The organism is Streptomyces sp. NPDC037421 (assembly GCF_055602105.1).
Genome location: NZ_JBVJWV010000021.1, coordinates 1 through 12,961, shown reverse-complemented (window position 1 = coordinate 12,961; position 12,961 = coordinate 1). Strand labels below are relative to the sequence as shown.

Genomic DNA, 12,961 nt, shown 5'->3' with positions numbered 1-12,961 from the left:
TTTCATTCGTTGCAGGATCGTGAATACGATCTTTCATATCAAGATAAAACCCGGATCCGTGCCTACTGTTCAGAGGTACCTCGCTTGACGCGTTCTTCTACCTCTGGATCCCACGATGTCTGCTGCCTCACCGCGCCGCCGCCGCACCGCCCTCGCCCTCACCACCACCGCGACCGCCCTCGCGCTGCTCGTCTCCGGCTGTGGGTCCGGGGGCTCGGAGGGCAAGCGCATCCGCGTGGGCGTCTCGGGAGACTCCCCCGAGTGGGACGTCCTCGCCAAGGAGGCCAAGAAGGAGGGCCTCACCGTCGAGACGGTCGTCTTCGACGACTACTCGCTGCCCAACAAGGCGCTCGCGGCGGGCGACATCGAGCTCAACGCCTTCCAGCACCTGGTCTTCCTCGCCCAGTCCAACACCGAGAACAAGACCGACATCGCCCCCGTCGCCGCGACCACGGTGGTGCCGCTCGGCCTCTACTCCGGCAAGCACAAGCGGCTCGCCGACCTCCCCGACGGGGCCTCGGTCACCCTGCCCAACGACCCCGCCAACCAGGGCCGCGGACTGCGCGTCCTGGAACAGGCCAAGGTCATCGAGCTGAAGAAGGACGCCGGGCTCTTCGCCACCCCCGACGACATCACCGCCAACCCCAAGCACATCAAGATCACCCCGGTGAACGCCCAGCAGACCCCGCGCACCCTCAAGGACGCGGACGCCGCGATCATCAACGACGGGGTCGCCGAACTCTCCGGCATCGACGCCAAGACCGCCCTGTTCAAGGACGACCCGGCGAGCCCGCAATCCGTTCCGTACCTCAACGTCATCGCAGCCCGCGCGGACCGCAAGGACGACCCGGACTACGCGAAGATCGTGAAGCTGTACGCCTCCCAGGCCGTGCAGGACGAGGTGCGCCGCACCAGCAACGGCACCGCCCACCACATCGACCTGCCCGCCCCGGAGCTCCGGGCCGAGCTCGCCCGCATCACGAAGCAGCTGGCGAAGTGACCGCCTCGGCATCAGGGCACCCGGCAGCGGCCCCCCACCCGGCGGTCGAATTCCGGGCCGTGCGCAAGGAGTTCCCCGGCGGGGCCGTCGCCGTGGACGACGTCGGCCTGACCGTCGAGGCGGGCACCGTCTTCGGGGTCGTCGGACACAGCGGGGCCGGCAAGTCCACCCTGCTGCGCCTGGTCAACGGCCTGGAGGAGCCCACCTCCGGCAGCGTTCTGGTGGACGGCCACGACCTGGCCGCCCTCGGCGAGCGCGGGCTGCGGCCCGTACGCCGGGAGATCGGCATGGTCTTCCAGCAGTTCAACCTCTTCCGCTCCCGCACCGTCCTCGGCAACGTCGTCTACCCGCTGCGCCTGGCCGGCCTGGACCGCGCCGCCGCCCGGGCCCGCGCCGAGGAGACCCTGGAGTTCGTCGGGCTCTCCGGGTACGGCAAGCGCTACCCCGAACAGCTCTCCGGCGGGCAGCGGCAGCGGGTCGGCATCGCCCGCGCGCTCGCCACCCGCCCCAAGGTGCTGCTGTGCGACGAGGCCACGTCCGCGCTCGACCCGCAGACCACCGGCGAGGTGCTGGCCCTGCTCCGCCGGGTCAACCGCGAACTGGGCGTCACCATCGTGCTGATCACCCACGAGATGGAGGTCGTACGCAGCCTCTGCGACCGGGTCGCGGTCATGGAGGACGGCCGCGTGGTGGAGACCGGCGAGGTGTACGAGGTCTTCGCGCGCCCGCAGCACCCCACCACGGCGGCCTTCGTCCGCTCGGCGCTGCACGGCGAACCGGACGGCCCGCTCCTGGAGCGGCTGCGCGCCCGCCATCCGGGGCGGCTCGTGACGGTACCGGTCGTCGACGGCGTACCGGTCGTGGAAGGCCTCTCGCCGCTGCTGCGCGAGCACGGCGTCGACTTCACCTTCGTCCACGGCGGGGTCGGCGAGGTCCGCGGGCGTCCGCTGGGCAGCGTGACCATCGAGCTGCGCGGCGAGCGGGCGGCGGTCGAGGCCGTCGAAGCGGGCCTCGCCCTGTCCGGCCCCCGGAAGGCGGGTGTGCGGTGAAGGCCGACTGGAGCACCTTCTGGCCGAAGGTCCTCGACGCGACCGGCGAGACCGTCTACATGGTGCTGATCACCCTCGCGCTCTCCAGCGTCGGCGGCCTCGCCGTCGGGCTCGCCCTCTACGCCACGCGCAAGGGCGGCGTCCTGCCGAACCGGGCCGTGCACGCGGTGCTCGGCACGTTCATCAACGTCATCCGGCCCATCCCCTTCATCATCGCGATCGTGGCCCTCGCCCCCGTCACCCGGGCGGTGGTCGGCACCATGATCGGCACCGATGCCGCGATCTTCCCGATGACGGTCGTGGCCACCTTCGGGATCGCCCGGATCGTGGAGTCCAACCTGCTGGCCGTGGAGCCGGGCGTCGTCGAGGCGGCCCGTTCCATGGGGGCCGGCCCGCTGCGGATCCTGCTCACGGTGCTCGTACCGGAGGCACTCGGGCCGCTGGTGCTGGGCCTGACCTTCATGCTCGTCGCGCTGATCGACTTCTCCGCGGTGGCGGGCACCGTCGGCGGCGGCGGGGTGGGCAACCTGGCCATGACGTACGGGTACCTGCGCTTCGACACGTCCGTGATGGTGGTGACCGTACTGGTCCTGATCGTGCTGGTGCAGTCGGCCCAGTTCCTGGGCGACCGCGTCTCGCGCCGGATCCTCAGGCGCTGACCCCCGGCCGCGGCGAACGGCGGCGCCCCCCTGCGATGGGGGGCGCCGGCGGCGGTCAGTAGGTGTAGCTCAGGCCCGACTTGTACGGGGTCAGCGTCCGCTGGCTCACCACACCGCGGTACGTGTACCAGCCCCACTTCTTGCACATCGTCTGGTAGCTCAGGGTGTTGTACGCCCCCGATCCCACCCGGACGCGCGGGTAGATGACGTTGTCGCCCCAGTCCCCGCCGGCCGGGCCGCTCGAATAGGCGTCCACCCCCCAGTACACCCCGACGACGGAGCCGCCGGCCGGGCAGTTCCAGCTGCCGAAGTTGACCCAGACGTTCCCTCCCGTCCAGGCACTGGCCGGAGCGGCGCTCAGGCCGACGACGCCGAGCGCCAGCAGTGAACCCGTCAGCACCGCACGGGATTTACGCAGCAGTGATCCACGCATCTGACCTCCCCGGTCACGGCCGGGCGCCTTCGCACCCCCTGCCGTGCGCAGCAGGCTGCCACACGAGTCACGTGATTGTCCGACTTTCGATGTGATCGCCTCCAAGTCGAACTATTGCATGAAATAAGCCTGTTCGGATCGGGGCTCTCTCCGGCCCTTCAGGCGGCCACGGCCGTGGTGACCACCAGCGGGGGCGCCTCCCGCTCGGCCGTCCAGGGGCGACTGTCCACCAGCCCGGCATCGGCCGCCTCCCCGGCCTCCGCCACCGTCGGACGGTGCTGGACCACCTCCCGGAAGCCGGCCCGCTCCAGCAGTCCGGGCAGGAGGCCGACGGGCCAGGCGTGGTTGCGGACCTCCTGCCAGGAGCCGTCGGTGCGCCTCAGCCGTACGGTCAGCTCCTGGCCCGGCGCGTACACGGCGCCCGGTTCCCCGATCCGCAGGGAGGCGTACTCCGTGCCGGTGCAGGCCGGGTCGGTGGCCAGCAGGACGAACGGGCCGCCGGGGCGCAGCAGCCGGCGGACCTCCCGGAACACGGCCAGCACCGCTTCCTCGTCCGGCAGCGAGGCGAGCACGTGGCTGCACATGACCGCGTCCGCGCCGCCGTCCGCCAGGGCGGCCACCCGGCCGCCCTCGACGAGGTGGTACTCGGCCGCCCCGGTGTCCGAGGCGCGGGCCAGGGCCAGCATCTCGGGCGAGGTGTCGACGCCCACCACGCGCGCCCCCAGCAGCCGGGCGGCGTGCCCGGCGACTTTGCCGGGACCGCATCCGTAGTCCACGAGGACCGTCCCGGCGCCGATCCCCCTGCGGGCCAGGGCCCGGAAGACGAACGGGTAGCCGAGCAGCCAGTCCGTGGCCGCCTCCAGCGCGGCGAAGGCCCGCGCTCCCTCACGTCCGGACCAGGCGGCCGCCTCGGCGGCGCCCTGGTCCCCGGAATCCCGCACCGAGTCGCTCACAGCCCCCACTATCGACCCGGGCCGGCCCCGGTGCGGTGCCGCGACACGGCTGCCGGACCCCTCTGCCCGTGCTCGGAGAGGCCGATGCGGTCGTGCAGCCTGCGCAGGGGCGCCGGGGCCCACCAGTTGGCCGGGCCGGCCAGGCGCATCAGGGCCGGTACGAGCACGCCCCTGATCAGGGTCGCGTCCACCGCCACCGCCAGGGCCATGCCGACGCCCAGCTGCTTGAGGAAGACCACCCGGCCGGTGGCGTACGCGGCGAAGGAGGCCGCGAGGACGAGGGCGGCCGCGGTGACCAGGGGCGCGCTGCGGGCGATGCCGAGGGGTACGGAGGCGCGGGCGTCGCCGGTGCGGTCGTACTCCTCCTTGATGCGGGCGAGGAGGAAGACCTCGTAGTCCATGGAGAGCCCGTACGCGATGCAGAACATCAGGATGGGGATGCTGGGCTCGATCACCCCGGTGGGCGTGAAGCCGAGCAGGTCCGAGAGGAACCCTTCCTGGAAGACCACGACGAGGACGCCGAACATCACCGACAGGCTCAGGAGGTTGAGCACGGTGGCTTTGAGCGGGGCGATCACGCTTCCGGTCATGAGGAAGAGCACGGCGAAGGTCACCACCACGATCAGCACGGCGACCAGCGGCAGCCGGTCCGTCACCCCGTCGCGGTAGTCGGTCAGTTCGGCCGGGTATCCGCCGGCCTCGACGGCGAACGGCGCGGGCAGGGCGCGTATCTCGCGCACCAGGCCCGTCGCGTCGGACTCCAGCCGGGCGGAGGCGGGCACGACGCTGATCCGCTGGCCGCCGTCGGCGGCGGTGAACTCCCCGGCCGGCGCCGGGCCTGCGGGCTTCCCCTCGCGGAAGGACCCGGCGGAGGAGTCGACGCGGGCGACGCCTTCGATCCGGGAGAGCCCGGCGGCGTACCCGGCGACGGCCCCCGGGTCCGCCGCGGCCGCGACGAGCTGGACTGCGTCCGCCTCTTCGGCCGTGAAGCCGGCACGGACCTGGTCGTACATCTGCCGGGCGGGCGCCGACGCGGGGAGCACGCGGTCGTCGGGCAGCCCGAACCGTACGCCGAGGAAGGGCGCGCCGAGGAGCAGCAGGAGGGCGAGGGCGGCTCCGCCGTAGGCCAGCGGGCGGCGCATCACCCGGGTCGCGGCCTTGAACCAGAAGCCCTCGGTCTCGGGGCGGACGGGTCCGGGCCGCTCCACGCGGCGTCCGAGCAGCGCCAGGGCGGCGGGCAGCAGTACGGTCGCGCCGGTCACGGCGGCCAGTACCACCGCGACTCCCGCGTAGGCGAAGGAGCTGAGGAAGGGGAAGGGGAAGGCCAGGAGCACCGACAGGGAGGCGGCGACCGTCACTCCGCTGAAGAGTACGGTCCGGCCCGCGCCCCGCACCGTGCGGGCGACGGCCTCCGCGACGCCGGGCCCGCGCCGCAGTTCCTCGCGGTAGCGGAAGACGACGAAGAGGCCGTAGTCGACGCCGAGTCCGATGCCCATCACCAGGGCGATGTTGGAGGCGAAGGCGGACACGTCGGTGAAGGCGACCACGGCGCGCAGCAGTGCGAGCGAGCCGAGCACGGCGAACAGTCCGATGCCGACGGTGAGCAGTGCGGCCGAGATCCGCCGGTAGACCCGCCAGAGCAGGAGCAGCACCAGGGGGAGGATGAGGAGTTCGGCGCGCAGGAAGTCCTGGCGGGCCTGTTGCATGGTCTGCCGGAAGACCTCGTCGCCGCCGCCGACCTCGACCTTGAGGACGTCGGTGGTGCGGGTGAACTCCGGCGCCAGTCGCGGGAGGATCTCGCGGCGTACGCGGTCGGCGTCGCCGGGTACCCAGGCCAGTACGAGGGCCTGGCGGCCGTCGGCGCCGCGCAGGGTCTCGGGGCTGCCGGCGGTCCAGTACGACCAGGCCCGGCCGACGCCGGGGCGGGCGGCCAGTTCCCGGGTGAGTTCCCGTCCGGCCCGCTCGGCCGGGGCGTCGTCGACGGTGCCCTGCCGGGCCGTCACCAGCAGTGCCAGGTTGGGGCTGCCGGTGTGGTGGTCCCGGGCCAGGACGTCGCGCACCCGCATGGACTCCGAGCCCGGGGCCTCGAAGCGGTTGAGCGAGAGCGCGTTGAGCGTGCCTGCGCCGATGGCGCCGGCGAGGAGCGCGACGGCGATGCCTGCCACGACGATCCACCTCGCCCGCTCCGCGATGAACCTGCCGAGCACGGTTCCCCCTACCGGTAAGATTTACGAATGATGATTCGCGTTCTTTCGCGACAGTGGCGAGATTACGAATCATCATTCGCATTTTCAACCGGTGCCCACGGGCTGAGATCTGACGGAGGACCACATGGCGGGAGAGGCGCGCACGGCGGGCACTTCGGGTGCCGCGGAAGGGGCCGCCGCCCCGGACGCGCGGCCGGCGGCCCGGCGGCGACAGGCCCGCGGCGAGCAGCGGATGGCGCAGATCCTCGACGCCTCGGCGGCGGTCTTCGCCCGCGCGGGCTACGAGAAGGCGACCACGATCGCCATCGCGGCCGAGGCGGGCATCTCGCCCGGCTCGCTCTACCAGTTCTTCTCCAACAAGGAGGCCGTCGCCCAGGCGCTCGCCGACCGTTTCGTCACCCAGCTGCGCGCGGCCCACCAGGAGGCCTTCGACGAGGCCCTCTTCACCTCGCTGCCCCTGGAGGGGCTGCTGGACAAGATGGTGGACCCGATCCTCGCCTTCAACGTCGCCAACCCCGGCTTCAAGGCGCTCTTCGCCCGTACGGACATGCCCGCCGGACTCGCCGACGCGGCACGGCCGGTCCAGGCGGCCCTGCTGGCCCGGGTCGAGGCGATGATCGCCGCCCGCTCGCCGCGGCTGCCCGCCGCGGAGCGCTCGCGCACGGCCCTCGTGGGGATCCGGATCTTCCAGGCCATGGTGCCCCTGGTGGTCGCCGCCGAGGGCGCGGAGCGGGCGGCGCTGGTGCGCGAGCTCAAGCGCGCGCTGCGCGGCTACCTCTCGGACACCATCGGCTGAGACCGGGCCGGCTCCGGCGGCCGGAGCGCGCGGGCGGCGAGGGCCGCGAAGGCGCAGCAGGCCACCGGCAGCAGCAGGGCCTGCCCGAGCGGTACGAGGCGGGTCAGCGGGCCGATCACCGCGGGGCCGGCGAGCATGCCGAGGTAACCCAGGCCCGCGACCCGGGCGACGTTGGCCCCGGCCGCCCCCGGGTCCGCGCCGCCCGCCGCGCTGAAGAGCTGCGGGACGCAGCCGGAGAGGCCGGCGCCGAAGAGGGCCCAGCCGGCGAGGGCCACGGGGACGCCGGGCGCGGCCACGGCCAGGGCCAGGCCGGCCGCGGCGAGGGCGGCTCCGTAACGCAGGACCGCGACGGGTCCGGTGCGCGCCGTCAGGCCGTCGGCGAGGAACCGCCCCGCGGTCATGGCGGTGGCGAAGGCCGCGTAGGCGAGTGCGGCGGTGGCGGCGGGCGCGCCGAGGGAGTCCTCCAGGTGGAGCGCGCTCCAGTCGTTGGCGACGCCCTCGCAGAGCATCAGCAGGAAGGCGAGTACGGCGAGCATCCGCACGCGCGGCGAGGCCCGGCGGGCGGGGCGCCCGGCCGGGGTGCCGGCCGGTGCGGGGTCCGGCTCCAGCAGGGCGGGGGCGGCGAGGAGCGCGAGGACGAGACCGCCGAGTGCGGTGGCCCCCAGGGTGGCGGCGGCCGGGAGTCCGAGGCCCAGGGTGAGGGCGCCGGCCAGGGCTGCGAGGGCGCCGCCGACGGAGAACACGGCGTGGAAGGCGGACATGACGGGGCGCCCGTAGCCGCGTTCCACCTGGACGGCGTGCGCGTTCATGCCGACGTCGAGGCAGCCGTTGCCGAAGCCGAGCAGCAGCAGCGCGGCGCCCAGCACGGGCGCGTCGCCCGCCCAGGCGGGCGGTACCAGCGCGACGGCGCACAGGGCGGCGCCGGCGGGGACGGTCACGTGCGCGCCGAAGCGGTCGGTGAGCGGTCCGGCCATCCGCATGCCGGCGAAGGCACCGGCGCCGAGGAGGAGCAGGAGCCAGCCGAGGAGGGCGTGGCCGGCGCCGGTGCGCTGCTGCACCACCGGGATGTGCACGATCCACATGCCCATGAGGAAGCCGTTGAGGGCGAAGTAGGCGAAGGTGGCCCGCCGCCCCTTCCGCAGGCGTGCGGAAGGGGGCGGCCCTTGGAGTCCGGGTCCGGGTCCGGGTGCGATTGGCTGCATGCAATCGAACATAACAAACACCCTTGATGTTCGATACTTGCCTTTCGAACACCGTCGATGTTCAATTCGGGTATGAGTGCAGACCGCCTGAGGCAGATCACCGACGCCGTCCGCGCGAGCGGCAGCCGCAGCGTCACGGAGCTCGCGGAGCTCACCGGCGCCTCCGAGATGACCATCCGCCGCGATCTGGAGGCCCTCGCCGAACAGGGGGTGCTGGAGCGCTACCGGGGCGGGGCGCGGAGCCTGCTGCTGCGCGGGGAGGAGACACCCTTCCCGCTGCGCGCCCGCGACGGGCTGGAGGCCAAGCGGCGCATCGCCGCCGAGGTCACGACCCTGCTGACGGACGGGGAATCGGTCGTCCTGGACAGCGGGACCACCTGCCTGGAGGTGGCCCGCGCCCTGCACCACCGCAGGCTCACCGTCATGCCGCTGTCCCTGCACGCCGCCAACGCCCTCACCGACGCGCCCCGCATGACACTGCTGCTGCCGGGCGGGGCGCCGCGCAAGGGCGAGCTCGCCCTCACCGGGCCGCTGACCGAGGCCTCCCTCGCCGCCCTGCGCTTCGACACCGCCGTCATCGGCTGCTGCGGCCTGAGCGCGGAACACGGCCTGACCGCCTACGACCTGGCCGACGCCGCCGTCAAGCGCGCCGCGATCGCCTCCGCGCGCCGCGTCATCGCCGTCACCGAGTCCGCCAAGCTCTCGCGCACCGCCCTCGCGCACGTGCTGCCCGCCTCCGCGCTGCACGCCGTGGTCACCGACCAGGGGGCGCCGCAGGACGAGGCCGACGCCCTGGCCGCGGCCGGCGTCACCGTACGGAAGGTGTGAGGCGATGGACGACACCGGGATCCTGCTCTTCGACATGTTCGGCGTCATCGCCCGCCTCCAGTCACCGCAGGGCAAGGCGCGCCTGGTCGAGGCGGCCGGGGTGCCCGAGGAGGCGTTCTGGGAGGCGTACTGGGCACTGCGGCCGCCCTACGACAGCGGGGCGGTGGACGGACCGGAGTACTGGCGCCTGGTGGCCGGGGCCCTCGGGACCGGCTTCGGCCCGGAGCGGGTCGCCGCGCTCGTGGAGGCCGACATCGCGAGCTGGAGCGCCGTGGACGCGGAGATGGTGGACCTGATCGGGGAACTGGCCGCGTCGGGGCGGCGGATCGCGCTCCTGTCGAACATCCCGGAGGAGCTCGCCGTCCACTACGAGCGCCACCACCCCTGGCTCGCGCACTTCGAGGTGCGGGGCCTGTCCTGCCGCATCGGCCACGCCAAACCGGCGCCCGGCGCCTACGAGTGGTGCCTGCGGGCACTGGACGCGGCACCCGGCCGGGTCCTGTTCGTCGACGACCGGCAGGAGAACGTCGACGCCGCCCGCGCCCTCGGCATCCGGGGCCACCGCTTCACCTCGGCGGCCGCGCTGCGCGAGGCGATCGCACGCACGCCGGGCGGCGACGGTCCGGGCGCGCGACCATGAGGGAGTGGAAGAGGCGCCCCTGAGCGGTGCCGCCGGTCTCGGCGCTTTCAGCGCGCCGGGGCGGGTGGCGGCCGAGGGCGAGGGCATCAGCGCCGAGGAGCTGGCCCTCGCCGCGCGCAACCACGGGCTGCCGCTGGAGGCGCTGCGGTACGAGGTGACGCCGCCCGGGCTGCACTACGTACTGGTCCACTACGACATCCCCGCCGCCGACCCCGGCGCCGGCGGCTGGCGGCTCGGCGTCGGCGGCCGGGTGCGGACGCCGCTGTCCCTGGACCTGGCCGCGCTGCGGGCGCTGGCGCCCGTCACCCGCCGGGTCACGATGGAGTGCGCGGGCAACGGGCGGGCGCGGCTGACGCCCCGGCCGGTGAGCCAGCCGTGGCTGGTCGAGGCGGTGGGCACCGCCGACTGGACGGGGGTGCCGCTGCGGACCGTGCTCGCGGAGGCGGGGGTGCTGCCGGAGGCGGTGGAGGCGGTGTTCACCGGCGCCGACCACGGGGTGGAGCGCGGCGTGGAGCAGGACTACCGGCGCAGCCTGCCCCTGCCGGTCGCCACCGGGGCGGATCCCGAGGTGCTGCTCGCGTACGCGATGAACGGCGCGCCCCTGCCGCCGCAGCACGGCTTCCCGCTGCGGCTGGTGGTGCCGGGCTGGTACGGCATGGCCCATGTGAAGTGGCTGCGGGACATCACCCTGACCGACGAGCCCTTCACCGGCTTCCAGCAGGCGGTGGCCTACCGGTACCGGCGCACGGCCGAGGAGCCCGGCGAGCCGGTGACCCGGATCGCGCCGAGGGCCCTGATGGTCCCGCCGGGGTTCCCCGACTTCATGTCCCGCGTCCGGGTGGTGCGGCCGGGGCCCGTGGGGCTGGAGGGGCGCGCCTGGTCGGGGCACGGGCCGGTGACCCGGGTCGAGGTGAGCGGCGACGGCGGCCGTACGTGGGCGGACGCCGAGGTGGCGGCGCGGGAGCCGGGCGACTGGGCCTGGCAGGCCTGGCGCGCCCCGTGGACGGCCGTTCCCGGCAGCCACACGCTCGTGGTCCGCGCCACGGACGCGGCGGGCCGCACCCAGCCGCTCGAACAGGCTTGGAACCGCGGGGGTTTCGGCAACAACCTGGTCCAACGGGTGCCGGTGGTGGTGCCGGCGGCGGGGGCGTGACCCACGGGCTCTAGAACAGCCGCGCCATGCCCACCGACGCGGGTGCGGTCTCGGCGAAGCCGTACTTCGCGTAGAGGTGCCGGGCGTCCCCGTCGGCGATCAGGGACACGTACGTGCCCTGCGGCGCGCGCCGTTCCAGCTCGGCGGAGAGTTCCGCCATGATCAGCTTGCCGAGGCCCTGGCCCTGGTGTTCGGGGAGCACGCAGATGTCGACGATCTGCAGGAAGCAGCCCCCGTCACCGATGATCCGGCCCATGCCGACGGTTTCGCCGCCGTGCCGGACCGTGACGCAGTACCAGGAGTTCGGCAGTCCGAGGGCGGAGCCCTCCACGCTCTTGGCGCCGAGCCCGGTCTCGCCGCGCAGCCGGCGGTAGGTGGCGACGTCGGGAACGCCGGGGCGGATCTCATAGGCGGCGTTCGCTGTGCCGGAGGTCATGTGTGTCCTGTCCGTGAGGTGCAAGGGGTCGTTGGTTCAGGATAGTTGGGCGTCTTCGAGGAGCTCGGGGCCGTTGTTGCGCACGTTGTTGACCGCCGTGTTCACCGCGCGGGCCTCCAGGCGGCCTCCGGCGGGGGCGGCGAGCAGGGCGCGCAGCGCGTCGGGGTCCTCGTGCGCGGGATCGAGCCAGGCCCCGTAGTCGGCGGGGGCGAGGGCCAGGGGCATCCGGGGATGGACGCGGCCGGCGGCGTCGGTGGCCTCGGTGGTGATGACGGTGCAGGTCGCCCACCAGGCGGAGGGGTCGTCCCCGTCGGTGACGGCGGGGTCGCGCCAGAACTCGTACAGGCCCGCCATCGCCATCACCGTGCCGTCCTCGGGGCTGATGAAGTACGGCTGCTTGTACGCCTTCACGGACCCGGCCGCCGGGACGGACTCCCATTCGTAGAAGCCGTCGGCGGGCAGCAGGCAGCGCCGCTTGGCGAAGGCCCGGCGGTAGGCGGGCTTCTCCCCCACCGTCTCGACCCGGGCGTTGATCATCTTCGCCGCGCCGCCCGGCCCCTTCGACCAGGACGGCACCAGGCCCCACCGCAGCGCCCTCAGCTGCCGTTCCAGGACCCCGCTCTCCCGGTCGGCGCGCTCCAGCACCGCCCACACCTGATCGGTCGGGGCGACGTTCCAACTGGGCGGCAGCACCGGGTCCGGGGCGGGACCGGGGACCTGGAAGAGGCCCGACAGGTCCTCGGGGCTGCGGGTGGAGACGTATCGGCCGCACATGCCCTCCAGCCTGCCACGCGGCCGGGGCCGCGGGGCGTCGCCCGGGCCCGGTGTGTCAGCTGTACAGGTCGTTCCGGGCGCACTGGGGGCCGTGGTAGCGCTCCGGTTCCTCCAGCGACTTCTCCGGCTTCTCCAGGGCCTTGGAGACGCTCGCCCGGGAGGGCGCCGCCCCGGGGTCCCAGGTGTCCGTCTGCCACAGGCCGGAGCGCAGGAAGGCTCGGGAGCGGTGGAAGCAGATCTCCTCGGTCTCCACCAGCAGGGCGAGCGTGGGCCGGTGGCCCTTGACGGTCATCGTGTCGAAGAACGGGGCGTCCCGCAGCAGCCGGGCGCGGCCGTTGACGCGGAGGCGCCGGGCGGCCGCCGCCCGCTCCTCCCGCTCGCGGGCCCACTGCTCGCGGCGGACCCGACCAGTTCACAGCCGGCGAGTATCGCGAGCACCCCGTACGCCACGGCCACCGGGTGGCGGTGCCGCACCACCAGAAGGGCGGGCCCGAGCAGCAGCAGGATCCGCGCGGACCAGTCCAGCGCCACCCGCCCGCTCTGCACCTGCGCGGCCCGGCCGGAGCCGGCCTGCTGGACGACGGCCACGAGCAGCGCGGACCGCCAGGCCGGGCCCCGCCCGGTCCGCTCCATCCACTGCCGCCACGGTGGTCCCGGGCGTTCGCTCCGCGTTTCCATACGGTCAAGCCAGACCGGCTCCCCCGTCACCGGCGTCACCCCTGCGCAGCGTTCCCGGCCTACTCCCCCGGTGGGGGGGGGGGGGGGGGGGGGGGGGAGGGGAGGGGGGGGGGGGGGGGGGGGGGGGGGGGGGGGGGGGGGGGGGGGGGGGGG

At 74.0% G+C, this 12,961-nt stretch carries 15 protein-coding genes; 7 read left to right on the top strand and 8 right to left on the bottom strand.

Features of this window, described 5'->3' with window-relative positions:
• Positions 1-115: 115 nt before the first annotated feature.
• From ACZ7IF_RS26040 to ACZ7IF_RS26030, 3 genes are read left to right on the top strand one after another with little or no spacing between them, the layout of a single operon-like run.
• Positions 116-1,000: a MetQ/NlpA family ABC transporter substrate-binding protein gene (locus tag ACZ7IF_RS26040; RefSeq protein WP_470975744.1), complete on the top strand. Its 885-nt coding sequence runs from the start codon at positions 116-118 to the stop codon at positions 998-1,000.
• Between the two features lie 59 nt (positions 1,001-1,059).
• Positions 1,060-2,049 carry a methionine ABC transporter ATP-binding protein gene (locus ACZ7IF_RS26035; protein ID WP_470975742.1) on the top strand — a complete coding sequence of 330 codons (990 nt, stop codon included), beginning with the start codon at positions 1,060-1,062 and terminating at the stop codon, positions 2,047-2,049.
• Positions 2,046-2,708, top strand: coding sequence for a methionine ABC transporter permease (locus tag ACZ7IF_RS26030; RefSeq protein ID WP_470975739.1), 663 nt, complete (start codon positions 2,046-2,048; stop codon positions 2,706-2,708). The genes ACZ7IF_RS26035 and ACZ7IF_RS26030 overlap by 4 nt, the downstream gene beginning before the upstream one ends.
• A gap of 55 nt (positions 2,709-2,763) precedes the next feature.
• On the opposite strand, the gene ACZ7IF_RS26025 is transcribed toward ACZ7IF_RS26030, so the two are convergent.
• The 3 genes from ACZ7IF_RS26025 to ACZ7IF_RS26015 form a co-directional block, all read right to left on the bottom strand.
• Positions 2,764-3,141 (bottom strand): hypothetical protein, encoded by a 378-nt coding sequence (locus ACZ7IF_RS26025; RefSeq protein ID WP_470975737.1) that lies wholly within the window; start codon positions 3,139-3,141, stop codon positions 2,764-2,766.
• 158 nt (positions 3,142-3,299) lie between these two features.
• Entirely contained in the window at positions 3,300-4,094 is a 795-nt protein-coding gene (locus tag ACZ7IF_RS26020) for a class I SAM-dependent methyltransferase (RefSeq protein ID WP_470975735.1), read from the bottom strand.
• An 8-nt stretch (positions 4,095-4,102) separates the two neighbouring features.
• Complete coding sequence (locus ACZ7IF_RS26015; RefSeq protein ID WP_470975732.1) at positions 4,103-6,301, bottom strand: MMPL family transporter; 2,199 nt, start codon at positions 6,299-6,301, stop codon at positions 4,103-4,105.
• 124 nt (positions 6,302-6,425) lie between these two features.
• On the opposite strand from ACZ7IF_RS26015, the gene ACZ7IF_RS26010 reads away from it, so the two are divergent.
• The gene (locus ACZ7IF_RS26010; protein ID WP_470975729.1) at positions 6,426-7,097 is read left to right on the top strand and encodes a TetR/AcrR family transcriptional regulator; all 672 of its coding nucleotides are present in this window, start codon (positions 6,426-6,428) and stop codon (positions 7,095-7,097) included.
• On the opposite strand, the gene ACZ7IF_RS26005 is transcribed toward ACZ7IF_RS26010, so the two are convergent.
• Complete coding sequence (locus ACZ7IF_RS26005) at positions 7,073-8,299, bottom strand: MFS transporter (RefSeq protein WP_470975726.1); 1,227 nt, start codon at positions 8,297-8,299, stop codon at positions 7,073-7,075. The two genes, ACZ7IF_RS26010 and ACZ7IF_RS26005, sit on opposite strands and share 25 nt — an antisense overlap.
• Before the next feature lie 72 nt (positions 8,300-8,371).
• Here ACZ7IF_RS26005 and ACZ7IF_RS26000 point away from each other — a divergent pair, with 72 nt between their 5' ends.
• The 3 genes from ACZ7IF_RS26000 to ACZ7IF_RS25990 are packed head-to-tail and all read left to right on the top strand — an operon-like array spanning position 8,372 to position 10,920.
• The gene (locus tag ACZ7IF_RS26000; RefSeq protein ID WP_470975723.1) at positions 8,372-9,127 is read left to right on the top strand and encodes a DeoR/GlpR family DNA-binding transcription regulator; all 756 of its coding nucleotides are present in this window, start codon (positions 8,372-8,374) and stop codon (positions 9,125-9,127) included.
• A 4-nt stretch (positions 9,128-9,131) separates the two neighbouring features.
• Entirely contained in the window at positions 9,132-9,767 is a 636-nt protein-coding gene (locus tag ACZ7IF_RS25995; protein ID WP_470975720.1) for an HAD family hydrolase, read from the top strand.
• Between the two features lie 4 nt (positions 9,768-9,771).
• The gene (locus ACZ7IF_RS25990) at positions 9,772-10,920 is read left to right on the top strand and encodes a sulfite oxidase (RefSeq protein WP_470975717.1); all 1,149 of its coding nucleotides are present in this window, start codon (positions 9,772-9,774) and stop codon (positions 10,918-10,920) included.
• A gap of 10 nt (positions 10,921-10,930) precedes the next feature.
• On the opposite strand, the gene ACZ7IF_RS25985 is transcribed toward ACZ7IF_RS25990, so the two are convergent.
• Genes ACZ7IF_RS25985 through ACZ7IF_RS25970 form a run of 4 tightly spaced genes read right to left on the bottom strand, consistent with a single transcriptional unit; the run spans position 10,931 to position 12,763 of the window.
• Entirely contained in the window at positions 10,931-11,356 is a 426-nt protein-coding gene (locus tag ACZ7IF_RS25985) for a GNAT family N-acetyltransferase (protein WP_470975714.1), read from the bottom strand.
• A gap of 36 nt (positions 11,357-11,392) precedes the next feature.
• On the bottom strand, positions 11,393-12,130 hold the full coding sequence (locus ACZ7IF_RS25980; RefSeq protein ID WP_470975711.1) for an SOS response-associated peptidase: 738 nt from the start codon (positions 12,128-12,130) through the stop codon (positions 11,393-11,395).
• Positions 12,131-12,185: 55 nt separating this feature from the next.
• A complete protein-coding gene (locus ACZ7IF_RS25975) occupies positions 12,186-12,422 on the bottom strand; it encodes a hypothetical protein (RefSeq protein ID WP_470975708.1) in 237 nt (78 codons plus the stop codon).
• Positions 12,419-12,763, bottom strand: coding sequence for a hypothetical protein (locus tag ACZ7IF_RS25970; protein ID WP_470975705.1), 345 nt, complete (start codon positions 12,761-12,763; stop codon positions 12,419-12,421). The genes ACZ7IF_RS25975 and ACZ7IF_RS25970 overlap by 4 nt, the downstream gene beginning before the upstream one ends.
• Positions 12,764-12,961 lie beyond the last annotated feature (198 nt).